We start from the raw sequence: 18,037 nt of genomic DNA on the forward strand, positions 1-18,037 counted from the left end.
TAAAAATTTAAATATTACTTGGGTTAATTTTAGGGGAAATAAATAATATAAACCTGTATATGACTACAAAGCCATACACAGGTATTTTTTTAGGCTAATAGGGGACGGTTAAGCTGAAACTTAAATTTAAGGGACGGTTAAGCTGAAACTTAAATGTAATATGATATTTTAAAGGTATTTTTACATTTATGGAGAATATAAAATAATTATGATTTGGGAATATGGAACATAAATAACTTTATGAAAGGAATATGTATATGAGTAATATTAAAGCAATTTTATTTGATTCAGGTCGTACTTTAAATGTACCTTCTACAGGTCACTGGTTTATTACTCCTAATTTTTTCAATATTATAAAGAAAAGCAAGGCTGTATACAAAAAAGAGCAAATGTATTCAGCTATGGAAAAGGCATGCAGTCATATTAATGAAATATTGTTTGTTAAAACTGAAGAAGAAGTGAGATATCCTATAATAAGATCTCTAAATGAATTGTTAGTGTAATAAAATTTTTTCAATAATAAGCTGACTACATAACTAGTTATATAGTCAGCTGTTTTTATTTGTTAGTTTACTCTGCGTCCATTAGTAAAATCACCGAATAAAGGTTGAATTCTAACTACATCACCAGTGTGAGGTGCATCTATCATGTTTCCGTTACCAACATATATTCCAACATGGTGAGCTGGACTTCCAAAGAATACTAAATCTCCAGGCTGCAAATCACCTCTTGAAACATATTGTCCTACATTTTGCTGAGCTTCTGATGTTCTTGGCAGACCTACTCCAAAATGAGAGTATACATATTGAACAAAGCCTGAGCAGTCAAAGCCAGAAGGGCTTGTCCCACCCCAAACGTAAGGAACACCAAGGAAATTTGAGGCATATGCCAGAACTAAATTAGAAGAAACTGAAGATCCTCCTCTTGAAGCTGAAGATCCTGAAGAAACTGGAGATCCTCCTCTTGAAGCAATTGGTCTGGACACTGAACTTCCAGATTTTGCAGTTGAGGTTTTTAAACTAGGTGCTGAACTTCTTATTTGTTTTATTGAAGCCATACTTGCAGCTACTGCAGCTTGATCTGCAGCTAACTGAGCACTGTATTTTGTTTCCTGATCCTTTAGCTGTGCTATTAATGCAGTTTCATCTGATTTTTGCTTATTTAAATCAGCTAATTCCTTCTCATTAGAACCCTTTAAAGAAAGCAGTTTTTCATTTTCTGCATTAAGTGCAGATTTCTTTGAATCAATTGCAGATTTTTTTGCTTGATAATCATTAATAACATTCTGATCAAAGTTAATTACCTTTGTTATGTTTTCCACCCTTGATAAGAGGTCACTCATATTTTTTGAACCCAGTATGATGTCCAAATAACTAGAGGAACCATTTATGTACATTTCCCTCAATCTTTCGCCATAAAGCTTTTGTTCAGCTTTAATATCATCCTCGGCTTTTAGCAAATCTTTTTCAGACTGTTTAATTTCTGTCTGTGTTTTTGCTATATTCTTTTTATTATCGTCTATTTTAGACATAATTTTTTCAATTTGATTATCCATCATACTAATTTTACTTTCAATATTACTTTGCTGAGCCTGAACCTGTTGAATTTTAGCTTTATCCGATGCAGTATCTGCGTGAACAGTTGTAATACCAACGTTGAGAGTAACAGAAAGTATAATTATGGTTGAAACTAATTTTTTATTCAAATTTTCATCCCCCTTGTATATAAATGTTTATTAATCAGAATTTACCATAAAAGTCCCAATTAACTTGTTACAAGCATTATAACACAAAGAAACTAAAAAAGTAAAATCTTTAGACAAAAAAATTTCAGAATGCATATGCAGAAGATTTCAAATCATAAAGGATATCAGATCCATTTGTAGAATATAATAAATAGAAAGCAGGCCTACAGGAATAGGCGGCTAAGGGCCTGTAATTTATTATGAATTTTAGTAACGAAAGAGAGATAAAATATGAACTGGATTGAATCAATAAAAAATTATAAAACTTTAAATGAGCAGGAAAAAAAGGATAAAGAAATTATTTTAAAATCTATGGATATGTTTCATGATCTGCTTACAAGGGATAATGAAATAATTCACATGACAAGTTCAGGATTTGTGGTGAATAAAAGCAGAGATAAAGTTTTGATGGTACATCATAATATTTACAATACATGGGCTTGGACAGGCGGACATGCGGATGGAGATGAGGATCTGCTGCATGTGGCAATAAAGGAGGTTAAGGAAGAGACAGGAGTAAAAAATATTTTTGTTGTTAGTGAAAATATCATATCATTGGATATTATACCTGTGCAGGGGCATATAAAAAGAGAAAAGTATGTGGCGCCTCATCTGCATATATCTGCTGCTTATTTAATGGAAGCAGATGAAAATGACACACTTAAGGTTAAACCTGATGAGAACAGCGGAGTTCAGTGGATACCTATGAATGAAATAGATAAGTATTCCAATGAACCACACATGAAGAAAATATATAATAAAATAATACGTAAAATCAGGGAGTTATAAAATGAAGATCCACCATTTGATAATCTTTTAATATCAGGAATCATATTATTTACAAAGTAATAGGGCTTGGAGGCTTAATGAAAATGGATATAACCTTAATTTTAATATTAGCAATTTTTTTGTTTGTTATAACTTATTTTGCAGTTAGGCTGGCAATTAGTCCATTGCTGAATAAAAATGAAGACTTAAAATCATATAAACAGGACTCTGGAGACTTAGTAAAACTGCGGGATATAGGAGTACTTAACCCTGATGAAATAGAGGAAACAATTAAAATATATAGTAATATAAGAATAAAAAAAGAAAATCATGAGCAATATGAGAAATATGACAGGATACTTATAGAATTAAAGGAAGCCGGTTATTTTAGTGAAGAAGAATATGGTATAAGATTAGATAAACTAAAAAAACACTATAAAATTATAAATTTATAATAAACATAGGAGGAAACAAAAGTGAAAATATTTTTTATGTCAGATATACATGGTTCGCTTTATTATACAAAAAAAGCATTAGAAGCTTTTGAAAGAGAAAGGGCAGATTATATTGGAATTTTAGGTGATGAGCTTTATCATGGCGCAAGAAATCCATTGCCAGAACAGTATAATCCTCAGGAAGTAACAAAGCTTTTAAATAAATATGCAGATAAAATTATAGCTGTAAGGGGGAATTGTGACAGTGAAATTGATGAAACCGTGCTTAATTTTCCAATGTTAGCAGCTTATTCAATAATACTATACAATAACAGACGTTTATTTTTAACTCATGGTCATATATATAGTGAGGATAATATGCCAAAGCTTAAACATGGAGATGTATTTTTATATGGTCATACTCATGTGTCAAAGGCTGAGAAAAAAGGGGATATATTTGTTGTAAATCCAGGATCAATAACATTCCCAAAGGGTAACGGAATAAATTCTTATGCTGTTTTAGAAGATGATATTATTAGTATAAAGAAGTTAGACGGAGCAGTAATAAATGAAATTAAATTAGTTTAAATATTAGATTTGTGGCGAATAAAAATGGGGATAACAGTGAAAAAGTTACTATTATAATTTTATATGAGTATATTTAATTTTAAAGACGTGGGGGGCTTTTATGGAAAAAAAGATTAATAAGTTTAAAACAGTGCTTATCATTTTAGGAATTTTAGCTGCTGGATTTTTATTATGCTGGGGGCTTATAGCTTTAAAGGTGATTATCATTAATGCATAATAAATGGATAATTAACTTTAACTAAAAAGAATACTCTTGCTTACAATATTTGATAATAAACTTATTTCAATTATTGCAGGTAAGAGTATTTGTTTGCATAAAATTATTTAGTAAAAAACTCAATTTGGATTTAATATTTATTGTAAAATTACCTTTAATTAATATTTTATATTATATGATATAATTGTGATGGAATAAGGTAACTTAACAGTTTATAAAATATGATAAATAGGGTGGAATGGGTTAATGAAAAAAGCTGTTTTTTTTGATATTGATGGAACATTATTGGACTGTCTTAATGGAATAACAGATATTACTCCTGCAGTGAAAAAAGCAATAAGAGAACTGCAGAATGAAGGTAATTATGTTTTTATAGCCAGCGGCAGGCCATATGCTTTTATAAGCAGCGAAATATTAAATTTTGGTTTTGACGGATATATTTTTACAAATGGTGCCCAGGTAAGACTTGGAGACAAATTGATATATAAGAAGCCATTTAATAAGAATTTTACAAAGGAATTAGTATTAAATTGTGACAAGCTTAATATTCAATACATACTGCAGGGAGAAAAATATTCTTATCTGAATAATGATTTTGAAAGATTATATTCATATTATGACAACTACGGTATATCAAGAAGATACTTAACAGGTGACTATGATATTGACAAAGTTGATGTATTTAAAATGGAAATGCTGTATGGCAGTAAACAGGCTTTGGATTACTGCTTTTCTAAAGTAAATGAGGATTACAACTACGGCTTGGATTCATCAAACAGTGTATTTGAACTTTATTCAAGAAGAGACTCAAAAGCATCAGGCATAAAGAAAGTGCTGAAATATTTAAATATCCCTTTGGAAAACAGCTATGCATTTGGAGACGATACAAATGATATAGAAATGCTTGAGGCAGTAGGATGCGGCATTGCTATGGGAAATGCCAGTGATATGGTTAAAAGCCATGCAGATAAAGTAACAGATGAGGTTCAGAGGGATGGGGTAGCACTGGGTATAGAAAGATTTATACTTTAGAGTTGAATGCAATCGAATACTATCGAATGTAACCAGGTAGCACCCGAATATCGTCGAATGTAACCAGGTAGCACCCGAATATTGTCAAATGTATAATGTGGACAATTGTTGCCTAAAATATCACTAGAGGTGATATTAATATGAATTTACAACTTAGTCAAAAAGAAAGAATGTTTCTGGAGGACGCAAAAATCCAAGAGGAGGTTTGTATTGAAAAATACAACAACTATTCAGGCCAGACTCAGGATCCGCAGCTGAAGCAGCTTTTTAACAGACTTTCAGGTGAAGAACAGCATCACCATGATATTGTTAATCAAATGCTTCAAGGGCAGCAGCCAAATTTAAGTCATGCTGGACTTAATCTTCAAAGTCAGCAGGGTACTGCTCAGCAGAATACTTCCCAGGGAACTGCCGGCACTCAGCAAGGCAATCAGCGTGATAAAATGCTATGTACAGATTTATTATCCACTGAAAAATATGTTTCAGGAACATATGACAGCGATGTCTTTGAATCTGCAAGCCCTGCAGTAAGGCAGGCAATGCAGCATATTCAGCAGGAAGAGCAGAAACATGGCGAAGAACTGTTTAATTACATGAACAGCCACGGAATGTACAATGTAAAATAATATTTCAGAAGAGCCAGGTTCAAGAGCTGGGTTCAGTAGAATGAACCTGGCTCTATTTTTTTATATGGTCAATCAACTAAATACATTATATAGATATTACATGGTAGGTGTGCTATTATATTTATATTAAGAGAAATGGAGTTTCATAAATGGAGAGTTTAATTCTTAAAAACAGATGGAAAATACTTAGCGTAGTGGTACTGGGAACACTTATGTCAACTTTGGACAGCAGCATTGTAAATGTTGCTCTACCTGTAATGTCAAAGAATTTGGGAGTGGGGCTTGACAGTATACAGTGGGTTGTTACCAGTTATCTTATAGTTATATCGGCTTTCATTGTTATTTTTGGTAAAATAGCAGATAGAATAGGAAAATCCAAAATATTTTTACTTGGATTTATGATATTCGGCACTGGCTCCCTGTTATGTGCACTGTCTAATAGCTTGGAATTTCTTATTTTTTCAAGAATATTTCAGGCTGTAGGTGCTTCAATGTTTATGGCAACAAATCAGGGCCTTATTGCAGCTGTTTTTCCTCCTAATGAAAGGGGAAGAGCACTGGGCTTGTCGGGAACCACAGTAGCACTTGGTACTATGCTGGGACCTCCTATAGGCGGATTTATTGTAGAATTTTTTAACTGGCAGTCTATTTTCCTTATAAACCTACCTATTGTTATAGTTGGTCTTGTCATGGGATTAAGATTGCTGCCTAAAAAAGAGGTTATAGAAAAATCAAAAGGCTTTGATATTAAAGGATCTTTACTTTTTATTATTTTCATAGTTTCATTATTATGGTCAGTATTAAGCGGAGAAAAAATGGGATGGGCAAATTACCTCATTATAAGCGGATTTATTATAAGCATTATAAGTATAATTATTTTTTACTTTACTGAGAAAAAAGCTGAAAATCCAATGCTGGATTTTTCAATGTTTGATAATAAATTGTTTGATATAAGTCTTTTCTGCGGCTTTATATCATTTTTAGCTATGTTTTCAATGAATATAATTCATCCTTTTTATCTTCAGTATATCATAAAGGCATCACCTGGAATGTCAGGATTATTAATGATAGTTTCACCAATATGCATAGGAATTGTGGCTCCAATAAGTGGGTATATCTCAGACAAAGTAGGATCTGAAATCATAACAGTGTTTGGACTTGCTTTTATTGCACTTGGACTTGTCTTAACAGCATTTTTGAATGGACAGTCAAGTTATGGAGATATAATTTTCAGAGTTGCATTAATAGGAATTGGAAGCGGATTATTTCAATCCCCAAATAATTCTATAGTAATGTCCTGCGTTCCTAAAAATAAGTTGGGGGTTGCTGGAAGTATAAATGCCCTTGTAAGAAATATGGGAATGGTTTCAGGTATAGCATTTTCTGTGGTGCTGCTTTATAACAGAATGAGCTATAAAATAGGTTACAAGGTTACAAACTTTGTTGAAGGGCAGAATCAGGCTTTCCTATATGGAATGAAAGTGGTTTATATTACAGCAGCATTTATATGTGCTATTGGAGTAATAATTACAGTTATGAGAATGTATAAAAGAAAAGCAAAAAGAAGCGAAGGCATATAAACCTTCACCTCTTTTTTTATAGAAATTTATTTGAATATTTCAATAGCAGTCATAACTGCACCCATAATAGTAAAACATACACCTACAATCTTTTCCAAAGTTTTTTCGTTAACTTTATTGGCATATCGTGAACCTAAAATTCCTCCTGTAACAGCTCCAATGGATAGGAATATACCAAGTACAATGTTTATATTTCCTCTGGCTGCATAACCTATAGTGGATGAAAGAGCTGTTATAGCCATTATAAGTGTTGAAGTACCAATAGCTTTATGAAGAGAAAATGCCAATAATATAATTAATGCCAGAAGTACCATAACTCCGCCGCCTGCTCCAAATATACCGCTTAAAATACCTATGCCTAATCCTATAATTAAGGCAGACACTATTTTCTGCCACTTCTTTTTAAAATTAATTAACTTACTTAGCGAATTTTCATTATCACCTTTTTCTTTATAGCTTTTACGAAACATTGCTATACCGGCAATAATCAAAACAATTCCAAAGCTTGAAGACAAATTGCTTTCTCCCATTTTACTTGCAATGGAAGCACCTATCTGAGCTCCAATAATAGAAGTTATTGCTATCCAGATACCTGATTTAAGATCTATGTTGCCATTTTTATAATAAGAATAAGCTACCGTTAAAGAAGCTATAACATCCACAAATAAACTTGTACCAATTGCAGTGTGGACGCTGGTTTTAAAAAGCATAGTCAAAACAGGTACTATGATCATAACTCCGCTGGCGCCTATAAGACTTGTTATGCCTCCTGTGACAATACCAATACATATTGCTAATAAATAAAATCCAAAACTCATAAAAATATATCCCCTTTTGCTATATTATTTAATAGATAATTTCATAAATTCAACTAAAAAGCTGATATTTTCTTCCTTATCATCTGGATGTAATTCATACATTGTTAATGTGCATGTTACCAATAATTCTGCCAGCCTTGCATCAAGGTTGGAACATTTATTAAGACTTTCTTTCTTATCAAGACAATTAAAGAAATTTGATAATCTTAACATTAAGCTGCTCTTTAAATCCTTAATTTCATCATCTTCCATAAGTTCGACCTCGGTGGGGTCAATTAGCTCCCTGCCCAAACCGCTTCTTGCTTCAATATCATCATAAAGTATATTTATGAATTTCCTAAGCTTTTCTTCAGGAGAAGCATTAAGATTTCTAAGGTTATCAAGGTTTTGAAATGTATTCTGCCAGCTTTCCTTAATTATGCTTATATAAAGATGCTTCTTGTTTTCATAGTAGTTATATAGAGTTCCTACAGCCACACCGGATTTTTTTGATATCATTCTCATGTCCACATATGAATAGCTGTGCTGAATAAATAACTCTGCAGCACAATTCATGATAGTTTTTTCTACATCCTTTATTATCTTAGGAATAAAGTTCCACCTCCTTATTATGAACCATTGTTCATTTAGATTACAACATCATTATATGATATTATTTTTTATTTGTAAACAAGTAAGCATAAATCATAAATTTATTTAACATTTTATTTATAATTATATTGACTAAAATATCAAGGGTGATATAATTATTCGTATGCGAAATAATCTTATACGAATATTACTTGTCCAAACTAATTTATTATAAAATCTATAAGAGGAGGTAACTAAGTTGTATACAGAAAATACAAAGGCTGAGGTAGCAAGGCTTTTTTTCGAAGTAAATAAAAATTTTAAACACTGCATGCGCAAAAACTTTGGAATCGGCGGGCTGACTATTCCACAAACTTTGGTGGTTTTTACATTGTTTAAATCTGGTGAGATGAAGATAAGTGAGCTAAGTAAAAAGGTAAATCTGTCAAATAGTACAGTTTCAGGTATAGTGGACAGACTGGAAAAGCAGGGAATGGTTGAAAGGACAAGAAGTGAGGAGGATAGAAGAACTGTTTTCGTAAGTGTCACAGAAAAGTTTAAAGAAGTACATAAGGGTTTTCACAAGGAAATAGAAAAAAACTTTGAGGATTCACTTAGTTCAGGTACTCCTGAAGAGCTGGAGAAAGTAATTGAAGGATTAAATATTTTAAAAAGAATATTGAACGGCAAAGAGAGGTAGTTTTATGTTAAGGCTGTATAAATTTTTAAAGCCCTATACTGCAATGGTTATAGGTGTAGTATTTTTCGTAACTTTACAATCCTTGGGAGATCTTTATCTTCCAACTTTAATGGCAGATATTATAAATGATGGAGTCATGCAGGGAGATACTAATAAAATTCTCCATATTGGGGGAATAATGCTTTTAGTAGCTGCAGGTGGAGTTATCTGCTCAATCACAGCAAGTTTCTTATCTGGAAAATCTTCATCAGGACTTGGAGCAATATTAAGAAGTAAAGTATTTAAAAGAGTTGAGAGCTATTCATTACACGAATTTGATAAACTTGGTACTGCAACTCTTATAACAAGAACAACAAATGATATAACACAGATCCAGACTGTTACAGTTGTAATAATGCGTCTTATGATAAGTGCGCCCATAATGGCTATTGGCGGCATTATTATGGCCATGAGAAAAGATAAACCTCTTACATTGGTTTTGGCAGTAGCAATTCCTGTGCTTGCACTAGTTGTAGGAATTATTGCATCAAAAATGATACCTCTTTTTAAGCTTGTCCAGGTAAAAGTTGATAAAATCAATCTGGTTTTACGTGAAAAGCTTACAGGAATAAGAGTTATCCGTGCTTTTAATACAGTAGATAAAGAAACAAAGAGATTTGATGATGCCAATGTGGATCTTACAAATAACTACATTAAGGTTAACAGGATAATGGCATTTATGATGCCATCCATTATGCTTATTATGAATTTTACATCACTTGCAATACTTTGGTTCGGAGGTATACGTGTAAGTGAAGGAAGTATGGATTTAGGCGCTCTTTCAGCATTCACTCAGTATGCTATGCAGATAATGATGTCAATGCTTATGATGGCAATGATGTTTATTATGGTTCCACGTGCTCAGGCTGCAGCTGTAAGAATTAATGAAGTGCTTGACACTGTACCTGAAATAACAGATGCCAAAGAAACAAAAGATAGTTTTCATGTTAAAGGATATGTTGAATTTAAAAATGTTACATTCAGCTATCATGGAGCTGAAGAGCCTGCTATTAAAAATATTTCCTTTTCAGCAAAGCCAGGTGAAGTAACTGCAATTATAGGAAGTACAGGTGCTGGTAAATCCACTTTGATAAACCTGATTCCAAGATTTTATGATACTGAAAGCGGAAGTATTTTAGTTGACGGGGTAGACGTGAGAGATATTTCCCAGGAAAATCTTCGAAATAAAATAGGATTTGTACCTCAAAAAGCCATATTGTTCTCTGGAACAGTATCTGAAAACATTAGATTTGGAAATGATAATGCAACTGATGAAGAAGTGAAACATGCAGCTAAGGTTGCACAGGCTTCTGATTTTATAGATACCATGGAGGGCGGCTATGATCACGAAATTGCCCAGGGAGGTACTAATGTATCAGGAGGTCAGAAACAGCGTCTTTCCATAGCACGTGCACTGGCAAGAAAAGCCGAAATATACATTTTCGATGACTGCTTTTCAGCCCTTGACTTCAAGACTGATGCTAAACTCAGAGCAGCACTTAATAAGGAAACAAAGGAATCAACTGTAATTATTGTTGCACAAAGAGTAGGTACAGTTATGAATGCGGATAGAATTATAGTATTAGATGAAGGTTCCATTGTAGGAATGGGAACTCATAAAGAATTATTAGATAAATGTGATGTATACCGTGAAATTGTATCCTCACAGCTTTCAGAGGAGGAATTAGCATGAAGGAAAACAGAAGGCATGAAAGACATACAGGAGGGCATAGAGGCGGCCCAATGGGTATGGGAGCACCAGTAGAAAAAGCAAAGGACTTTAAAGGCAGCTTTAAAAGACTTCTTACCTATTTAAGACCTCATAAAATGAATTTAATAATTGTTTTCATACTGGCTATTGCAAGTACCACATTTGCCATAGTGGGCCCAAAGGTAGCAGGTAAAGCAATGAATAAACTTCAGGATGCTTATATGGCACGTAAGATGGTGTCGGAAATGTCAAAGGGCCAGAATGAAGCTGTAAGTCAGCTTAATAATAAAATGGGAGACGTTCAAAGTGAGGCTGTTGGTAAAATAAATGACAGTATGGCTGATGCACAGAAAAAATCCATAGACCAGATTAGCACAAGTATGGGTGATGCTCAGGTTAAAGCCTCAGATGAGATATTAAAGGCAATGGCTGTGCAGGTTTATCAGGGAGTGGCATCAGGACAAAAGACAGCTGTAGATAAAATAACTGCACAAATGGCTGGAACACAAAAGACCATGCTGTCAGAGGTGCAGCAGCAGATGCAGCAAATGCAGCAGGCAGCTCAAAGCGGGGCTCCAGTGACAAAGCAGGATCCTAAAACTTTAGAAACTATTCAAAGCTTTATGAATCTTCCAATGATAGATGCAACTAATGACAGAGCCACAAGAGTTAGAACTACTCTGCAATTTATTGATATACTTCAGGAAATGCCATCAAATGATAAGATAGATAAAAATTCACTTGCTTCATTAAAAGATTTATTAAATCTTCCAATGCTGGACACTGTTAAAAACGGAAATGAAAGAGTAAGTGTAATTAAAAAGTTCATGGATTTATCAAAGAAAATGCCTGGAGGCAGCAGTCAGGCACAAAGCTCCATGCAGCTTGATGCAGCAACAATGAATAAGGTATACAATAAAATCGCACAAATGAATGATTTTACTGTTAAATCATCAGGCTCAAATGCCAAAGTGGATAAAAATGCAACAGATGCTGTTCAAAAATTATTGAAGCTTCCCATGCTTAATGACATTAAAGATCCAGTGCAAAAAAGAAATACTTTAGTTCAGCTTGTTGATATATTTAAGAGTATGCCTGATATGTCATCCTCAGGATCCGGAAGTCAAATGAATGCTTCAGACCTGCAGACTATTAATGATTTACTGGGGCTGCCTGATATAAGCACTATTAAAGATTCAAAGGAAAAAACCGCAGCTGTAAGTAAATTAATTGATTTATTCAGCAAAATGCCAAAGACAAACAGCAAAACCACTCAGTCTGGTAATACAATGGATGCAGAGCAGCTTAAAACTGTTAAGGAATTAATTAATCTGCCTATGTTAAGTACGATTACTGATCAAAGTGAAAAAACAAAGGTTTTAAATCAAATGCTTGATTTATTCAGTAAAATGCCTGATATGGGTACAACCACAAGTAGTAGTGACTCAAAAAATAAAATGGATACAAAAAGCATAAAAGCTGTACAGCAGTTTATTGCACTTCCAAAATTAGATACACTTACTAATGCTAATGAAAAAGCAGATGTAGCTGAAAAAATTATGGATTTAGGAAAACAGATGAGCAGCAGCATGAAAAATGCTCCATCAAATCCTAAAAGCGATGTGAAATTTACTGATGATCAGATAAATGCAGCAATTACAGCAATTAGGGAAACCAATGGACAATATGATTTCTACTACATTGGAACCATTATATTAATTTTAATGGGCATGTATTTAATAAGTTCGCTTTTCAGCTTAATTATGGGCCTAGTGATGTCCGGGGTTTCACAGAACACAGTGAGAGACCTTAGAAGAGAAGTAGATGAAAAGATTGGAAGACTGCCGCTGAAATATTTTGACAGTCATTCTCACGGGGATATTTTAAGCCGTGTCACTAATGATGTGGATACTATTGCAACTACATTGCAGCAAAGTTTAACACAGATAATTACATCTGTTATTACAATAATAGGCTACATTATTATGATGCTTACTATAAGCCCTGTTCTCACACTTATAGTAATAGCAACACTGCCTCTTTATGTTTTTGCTACAGTATTTATAGCAAAGAAGTCGCAAAAATATTTTACTAATCAGCAGAAGGAAATTGGTTTGCTAAGTGGACATGTTGAGGAAATGTATACTGGTCACAAAATAGTAAAAGCCTTTGGACATGAAAAGGAATCAATAGAAGAGTTTGAAGCTATAAATAGCAGACTTAATAATGCAGGCTGGAGAGCTCAATTTGTTTCCGGCATAATGTTCCCACTTATGAACTTTATAAGTAACCTTGGTTATGTTGGAATAAGTGTAGTGGGCGGATTTTGGATAACAAAGGGCCTGCTTGGATTAGGTGATATAATCGCATTTATACAATATTCAAGATCATTTACTATGCCTATTGTTCAGACTGCAAATATAGCAAATATTATTCAGTCAACTATTGCATGTGCTGAGCGTGTATTCCAGATATTAGATGAGGAAGAGGAACTTCCTGACAGCAGTGATACAGTAGTAATAGAAAACCCAAAGGGAGAAGTTACATTCCAGCATGTTGATTTTAAATATGTTGAAGATGTACCTCTTATAGAAGACATGAACCTTGAGGTAAAACAAGGACATACAATTGCCATTGTTGGACCTACAGGCGCTGGTAAAACAACCCTTGTTAATTTGTTAATGAGATTTTATGAAATTAATTCAGGTGAAATAAAAGTTGACGGTGTTAATATAAATCGTATCAAACGAAGCGAGCTTCGTAAAATGTTTGGTATGGTGCTTCAGGATACATGGCTTTATAATGGCACAATTAAGGGCAATATAGCTTACGGTAAAGATGGAGCTTCAATGGATGACATTGTCCGTGCAGCAAAGGCAGCACATGCAGATCACTTTATAAGAACACTGCCTCAGGGCTACGATACTGTTCTTAATGAAGAAGGAACTAATATTTCACAGGGACAAAAACAGCTGTTAACTATAGCCCGTGCAATACTTGCAAATCCTACAATTTTAATTTTAGATGAAGCAACCAGCAGTGTTGATACTAGAACAGAGGTATTAATTCAAAAGGCTATGGCTAATTTAATGAGAGGCAGAACAAGCTTTGTAATTGCACACAGATTGTCCACTATACGTGATGCTGAGCTTATTTTAGTTATGAATAAAGGAAAAATTATTGAAATGGGTAATCATAAGGAACTGCTAAGTAAGAACGGCTTCTATGCAGATCTTTATAACAGCCAGTTCACAGGTGCAAGCCTGGAGAATGATGCAATCTAATATTATGTATATAAAAGGGGCTGTCGCATTAGCAGTTAAAACTGCTGATGCAAGGCTCATTTTTTATTGAAGGCTGAAACTAAAGATTAAAGAATAAAGAACAAATAATGTAGATTTTCTGCTTTGGCAGAAAATCTTAAAACTCAATTGATTGAGTGAGTCATACGTTTTAAGAACCAAGTTTGTTCCTTAACCTTTCCTGCTTTAGGTATATGGCTCTTTTATTCAATAGTGTTGATAAAGTAACAAATTCCCGTAGGGACAGGTCAATTAAAACTAATTTCAGCATTTCTCATATTTATATATGTATTCTCAATATTAATTTTACTTATTGCTTCTATAAATTTATTTATTGTAGATGAAATATTATTAAAATTAGAACTCTTTAAGAATTTGAATAAGCTTAAATAATTATTTAAATACTTTGTTGCTACTCCTCTAAAACGGTACATCCATTCCATGCAGTCACGTCTATATTTTACTGCTTCAGAGCTATTATCAAGATATTTATTGATCTCCCTTATTTTCTTTCTTTTAAAGAACAAGGCAAAAAAGCTTTTCGGCCTTGAGACTGCCTGCTTATTTTTATTTAATATTTTTCCAATATAATTTTCCATATCCATTGCATTTATACGTCCTGTGCCAACTGCCCTGGAATAAATATTTTTATGTGAATCCAATGCTGTAATAACGCAGACTTTATTATTGCTGATATTAATGTAACTTACGCTTTGATCATGAACTCTCCTTTCATTATGTTCAATGCTTTTCTGTCCCTTCCGGGAAAATTTTAAGAAAAAATTTTCAAGTTCAAACTTTCCCTGCATTTTATTTTGTTTAACCATTTTTAAAGCAGAAAGCAGCTTGTGCCTCCAGTAAAATAGTGTTACATAAGAAACGCCAATTTCTTTGGCTGCCGCCTTAAGTGACAAGCCCTTCAGGGTACATCTAATGAATGATTCCCATTTATCAGGAAAGTGAGTCCTTGCAATTGGTGTGTTTGTAAAATCATTAAAGGTTTTTTTGCAGCTTTTGCATATATCTCTTTGTTTACCATTGTATTTTCCGTATAGCACTGTATGGGTGCAGCCACAGTATGGGCATTTCCTTTCAGAATCATGTCTTAATGAAGCAAAATAAGATAATATATTTATATCAGTACATTTTTTATTCTCCATAGTAATCCAATCCCTTCAGTAATATGTAGGTATTTTAATTATTACCATTAGAGGATTGTCCTATTCATATCAACATCATTATTTAAAAGGGCCATATATGTTTAGCTAACAGTATCGGAGAAGGATAAGGCTAAAAATTAAAAAATGCTGATTTTCGGCTTTGACCAAAAACCTAAAATTTAAGTGGCTATTGCCTTAAGAATAAATACTACAATATATTTTATGTAAATTCATTGTGCGACAGCCCCTTTTTACTGATTATAAATATGCTATAATTATATAGTCCGGGTAAAAATACAATTTATTACGAGGAAGTGACTCAATGAAAGATTCAAGAAAGAGAAATATATTAATAGCACTGGCTGTAGCAATGTTTCTAGGAGCAGTTGAAGGTACCGTTGTTACAACAGCAATTCCAACCATTGTAAAAAGTCTTCAGGGATTTGAAATGATAAGCCTTGTTTTTTCAGCATATTTACTAACTTCAGCAATTTCTACTCCCATATATGGCAAATTGTCTGACTTATATGGAAGAAAAAATATGCTTTCAATAGGAATAATTATATTTTTAATTGGCAGTTTTTTATGTGGATTATCACAAAATATGTATATGCTCATAACATTTCGTGGAATTCAAGGATTGGGAGCAGGTTCAATATTTACAGTAACATATACAATTGTTGGTGATGTATTTACACTTGAAGAAAGACCCAAGGTTCAGGGAATCATAGGCACAGTCTGGGGAGTAGCAAGCCTTATAGGACCATTTTTTGGAGGAGTTTTAATAGATGTACTGTCATGGCACTGGATATTTTTTATAAACATTCCCTTTGGAATATTATCAATAATATTAATTCAAAAAAACTTAAATGAAGTTTTTGAGAAGAAAAAGCATAAAATTGATTTTGCAGGTATTATTACTTTATCCATGGCTATGATTATATTTATGAACATATTTGTATCAAGCACTAATAAAGAAAATAATAATATTTTTTACATAATATCAGTTTTGATTACTTTTATATTGTTAATAGCATTTTATAAAATAGAATTAAATGCTGAAGAGCCTATTATTCCTTTTGATATCTTTACCAAAACAAGTACAATTGTAAACATAATAAGTTTTTTAACTTCGGCTATGCTTATATGTTCAGATGTGTATTTTCCAATATATATTCAAAATGTTCTTGGCTTTAGCCCTAAGATTTCGGGATTAACCCTGGTTCCAATGTCAATTTCATGGCTTATAGCCTCAGTAGTTTTAGGAAAATGTATAGTAAAGTACGGAGGAAAAACAGTTATGTTAATTTCCAGCGCTATTTTAATTATGAGCACAATATTGCTGCCTACACTGGGAGTAGGATCTCCATTATTATTGGTAATAATATATGTTACTATAATGGGATTTGGATTTGGAGGAGCTTTAACCACATTAACCATAATGGTTCAGGAATCTGTAGGATATAATAAAAGAGGTGCAGCAACTGCTACTAATTCATTACTTAGAACTTTAGGACAAACAATTGGAGTAAGTATATTTGGAAGTATATTTAATTTATATATTGTGAAATACTTTGCCGCACTAGGTATTAAAGGAGTGGAGCCAAGTAATTTATATAAGGCTTCTGCATATAGTGCTGCAGTAACAAATGAACAAATAAAGCTTTCCATAGTAAGTTCTTTGCACATTTTATTTATAATATTAATAATTATATCCTGCCTATGCTTGATTTTATCAATAAAAATGCCTAATGCAGCAGGGGAAGTCAATACTGAGTCCATATAAAAGATTTTCATATAACACAGATTCAAAAAGCGCTGCAAGCAGCTTAATAAACTGCTTACAGCTGCAATTTTTATTTATAACTTTAGAAATCTAATTAAATTAGTCTGGGACAGAGCTATCCTGTTTCTTGCTCCAGGACTGTAAGCCAAATGCCATGCACTGTATTGCTCTGCATAGGGTATATCTGCAGACATGCAGTCAACGGGTACGATTACCTTATAACCACGGATAGCAGCGCTGATAGATGTATGCAGCACTACACCATTGGCAGCATAGCCCGTTATAATAACAGTTTTAATACCCTTTTCCCTTAATACTGAATTTAAATTTGTATTGTAGAACTTATCTACGCCGGACTCCACAATGAGCTCATTTGGTAAAGGCGCCAGCTGCTTTTCAATATCTGAAGGATTTCCTGATGGTATAATACTATATATAACAAGCATTCCTATTTCTCTGGCTTTATCTAACAAACTTTTGATATTTGGGATAGTGGAAGTACATCTGGGACTTTTACATATGGTTGTCTCCATATCTAATATTAAAAGAGCACAGTTTTTTGAAGTAACAGCTGCAGATTTAATCTCAGGTGGGGGAGGCACTGGGACTGTATTCCATGTGCTGATAATTGTACTGCCTTCAGGATCAACTCTTATGTTTCCTATGTTTCCGTAGATAAATCTATTGCTATTAAAATTATCTCTCTTGTGGTATTGATACCATTTATCATGAAAAGGACAAAAATATTTCACAGTAATCCTCCTATATAATTTCATTTAGTAAATCACTATTTAAGTGAGCAAAAATACTGATGCTTCTACAGTTTTTTGAGAAACTTAAATAGATGATTTACTTTGAAATCTATTTAATATGAGTCTATATCCATATATTATGTTGTATACTGGAGAAAGTGACATGAAACTTAACTAAGAACTAAGAACTAAGAACTAAGAACTAAGAAC

16 protein-coding genes are annotated in these 18,037 nt (G+C 33.2%); 11 read left to right on the top strand and 5 right to left on the bottom strand.

Annotated elements, in window-relative coordinates:
- Window positions 1-257 precede the first annotated feature (257 nt).
- The gene (locus tag EQM05_RS16130) at window positions 258-503 is read left to right on the top strand and encodes a hypothetical protein (RefSeq protein ID WP_243108126.1); all 246 of its coding nucleotides are present in this window, start codon (window positions 258-260) and stop codon (window positions 501-503) included.
- Between the two features lie 62 nt (window positions 504-565).
- Here the strand turns inward: EQM05_RS16130 and EQM05_RS05300 are convergent, their stop codons facing one another.
- The gene (locus EQM05_RS05300; protein WP_128749071.1) at window positions 566-1,705 is read right to left on the bottom strand and encodes an NlpC/P60 family protein; all 1,140 of its coding nucleotides are present in this window, start codon (window positions 1,703-1,705) and stop codon (window positions 566-568) included.
- Window positions 1,706-1,975: 270 nt separating this feature from the next.
- On the opposite strand from EQM05_RS05300, the gene EQM05_RS05305 reads away from it, so the two are divergent.
- From EQM05_RS05305 to EQM05_RS05330, 6 genes are all read left to right on the top strand, one after another.
- The gene (locus tag EQM05_RS05305; RefSeq protein ID WP_128749072.1) at window positions 1,976-2,533 is read left to right on the top strand and encodes an NUDIX hydrolase; all 558 of its coding nucleotides are present in this window, start codon (window positions 1,976-1,978) and stop codon (window positions 2,531-2,533) included.
- A gap of 77 nt (window positions 2,534-2,610) precedes the next feature.
- Window positions 2,611-2,967 (top strand): hypothetical protein, encoded by a 357-nt coding sequence (locus EQM05_RS05310; protein ID WP_128749073.1) that lies wholly within the window; start codon window positions 2,611-2,613, stop codon window positions 2,965-2,967.
- Between the two features lie 21 nt (window positions 2,968-2,988).
- Window positions 2,989-3,534 (top strand): phosphodiesterase, encoded by a 546-nt coding sequence (gene yfcE / locus EQM05_RS05315; RefSeq protein ID WP_128749074.1) that lies wholly within the window; start codon window positions 2,989-2,991, stop codon window positions 3,532-3,534.
- Window positions 3,535-3,997: 463 nt separating this feature from the next.
- The gene (locus EQM05_RS05320) at window positions 3,998-4,783 is read left to right on the top strand and encodes an HAD family hydrolase (protein WP_128749075.1); all 786 of its coding nucleotides are present in this window, start codon (window positions 3,998-4,000) and stop codon (window positions 4,781-4,783) included.
- A 140-nt stretch (window positions 4,784-4,923) separates the two neighbouring features.
- On the top strand, window positions 4,924-5,409 hold the full coding sequence (locus EQM05_RS05325) for a spore coat protein (RefSeq protein WP_128749076.1): 486 nt from the start codon (window positions 4,924-4,926) through the stop codon (window positions 5,407-5,409).
- A gap of 149 nt (window positions 5,410-5,558) precedes the next feature.
- Complete coding sequence (locus EQM05_RS05330) at window positions 5,559-6,989, top strand: MFS transporter (RefSeq protein ID WP_128749077.1); 1,431 nt, start codon at window positions 5,559-5,561, stop codon at window positions 6,987-6,989.
- A gap of 26 nt (window positions 6,990-7,015) precedes the next feature.
- Here the strand turns inward: EQM05_RS05330 and EQM05_RS05335 are convergent, their stop codons facing one another.
- Both EQM05_RS05335 and EQM05_RS05340 read right to left on the bottom strand, forming a co-directional pair.
- Complete coding sequence (locus tag EQM05_RS05335; RefSeq protein ID WP_128749078.1) at window positions 7,016-7,807, bottom strand: sulfite exporter TauE/SafE family protein; 792 nt, start codon at window positions 7,805-7,807, stop codon at window positions 7,016-7,018.
- A 24-nt stretch (window positions 7,808-7,831) separates the two neighbouring features.
- Entirely contained in the window at window positions 7,832-8,362 is a 531-nt protein-coding gene (locus EQM05_RS05340) for a TetR/AcrR family transcriptional regulator (RefSeq protein ID WP_128749079.1), read from the bottom strand.
- Between the two features lie 274 nt (window positions 8,363-8,636).
- On the opposite strand from EQM05_RS05340, the gene EQM05_RS05345 reads away from it, so the two are divergent.
- The 3 genes from EQM05_RS05345 to EQM05_RS05355 all read left to right on the top strand — a co-directional run bounded on the left by EQM05_RS05345 (window position 8,637) and on the right by EQM05_RS05355 (window position 14,111).
- Window positions 8,637-9,077: a MarR family transcriptional regulator gene (locus EQM05_RS05345; RefSeq protein WP_243108127.1), complete on the top strand. Its 441-nt coding sequence runs from the start codon at window positions 8,637-8,639 to the stop codon at window positions 9,075-9,077.
- 4 nt (window positions 9,078-9,081) lie between these two features.
- Window positions 9,082-10,809 carry an ABC transporter ATP-binding protein gene (locus tag EQM05_RS05350; protein WP_128749080.1) on the top strand — a complete coding sequence of 576 codons (1,728 nt, stop codon included), beginning with the start codon at window positions 9,082-9,084 and terminating at the stop codon, window positions 10,807-10,809.
- 1,307 nt (window positions 10,810-12,116) lie between these two features.
- The gene (locus EQM05_RS05355) at window positions 12,117-14,111 is read left to right on the top strand and encodes an ABC transporter ATP-binding protein (protein WP_205694198.1); all 1,995 of its coding nucleotides are present in this window, start codon (window positions 12,117-12,119) and stop codon (window positions 14,109-14,111) included.
- 266 nt (window positions 14,112-14,377) lie between these two features.
- Here EQM05_RS05355 and EQM05_RS05360 read toward each other — a convergent pair whose 3' ends face one another.
- Window positions 14,378-15,289 carry an IS1 family transposase gene (locus EQM05_RS05360; protein WP_128749081.1) on the bottom strand — a complete coding sequence of 304 codons (912 nt, stop codon included), beginning with the start codon at window positions 15,287-15,289 and terminating at the stop codon, window positions 14,378-14,380.
- A 322-nt stretch (window positions 15,290-15,611) separates the two neighbouring features.
- Here EQM05_RS05360 and EQM05_RS05365 point away from each other — a divergent pair, with 322 nt between their 5' ends.
- Entirely contained in the window at window positions 15,612-17,075 is a 1,464-nt protein-coding gene (locus EQM05_RS05365) for an MDR family MFS transporter (protein ID WP_128749082.1), read from the top strand.
- 74 nt (window positions 17,076-17,149) lie between these two features.
- Here the strand turns inward: EQM05_RS05365 and EQM05_RS05370 are convergent, their stop codons facing one another.
- Entirely contained in the window at window positions 17,150-17,827 is a 678-nt protein-coding gene (locus EQM05_RS05370; protein ID WP_128749083.1) for a cysteine hydrolase, read from the bottom strand.
- Between the last annotated feature and the right edge of the window lie 210 nt (window positions 17,828-18,037).

This window comes from Clostridium sp. JN-9, assembly GCF_004103695.1.
Classification (GTDB): Bacteria; Bacillota; Clostridia; order Clostridiales; family Clostridiaceae; genus JN-9.

Excerpts from the sequence above, each read along its gene's own strand:
- EQM05_RS05340 (WP_128749079.1), bottom strand. The coding sequence starts at position 8,362 with ATGAATTGTGCTGCAGAGTTATTTATTCAGCACAGCTATTCATATGTG.
- EQM05_RS05305 (WP_128749072.1), top strand. The coding sequence starts at position 1,976 with ATGAACTGGATTGAATCAATAAAAAATTATAAAACTTTAAATGAGCAG.
- EQM05_RS05310 (WP_128749073.1), top strand. The coding sequence starts at position 2,611 with ATGAAAATGGATATAACCTTAATTTTAATATTAGCAATTTTTTTGTTT.
- EQM05_RS05350 (WP_128749080.1), top strand. The coding sequence starts at position 9,082 with ATGTTAAGGCTGTATAAATTTTTAAAGCCCTATACTGCAATGGTTATA.
- EQM05_RS05335 (WP_128749078.1), bottom strand. The coding sequence starts at position 7,807 with ATGAGTTTTGGATTTTATTTATTAGCAATATGTATTGGTATTGTCACA.
- EQM05_RS05365 (WP_128749082.1), top strand. The coding sequence starts at position 15,612 with ATGAAAGATTCAAGAAAGAGAAATATATTAATAGCACTGGCTGTAGCA.
- EQM05_RS05330 (WP_128749077.1), top strand. The coding sequence starts at position 5,559 with ATGGAGAGTTTAATTCTTAAAAACAGATGGAAAATACTTAGCGTAGTG.
- EQM05_RS05360 (WP_128749081.1), bottom strand. The coding sequence starts at position 15,289 with ATGGAGAATAAAAAATGTACTGATATAAATATATTATCTTATTTTGCT.
- EQM05_RS05355 (WP_205694198.1), top strand. The coding sequence starts at position 12,117 with ATGGATGCAGAGCAGCTTAAAACTGTTAAGGAATTAATTAATCTGCCT.
- EQM05_RS05325 (WP_128749076.1), top strand. The coding sequence starts at position 4,924 with ATGAATTTACAACTTAGTCAAAAAGAAAGAATGTTTCTGGAGGACGCA.
- EQM05_RS16130 (WP_243108126.1), top strand. The coding sequence starts at position 258 with ATGAGTAATATTAAAGCAATTTTATTTGATTCAGGTCGTACTTTAAAT.
- EQM05_RS05320 (WP_128749075.1), top strand. The coding sequence starts at position 3,998 with ATGAAAAAAGCTGTTTTTTTTGATATTGATGGAACATTATTGGACTGT.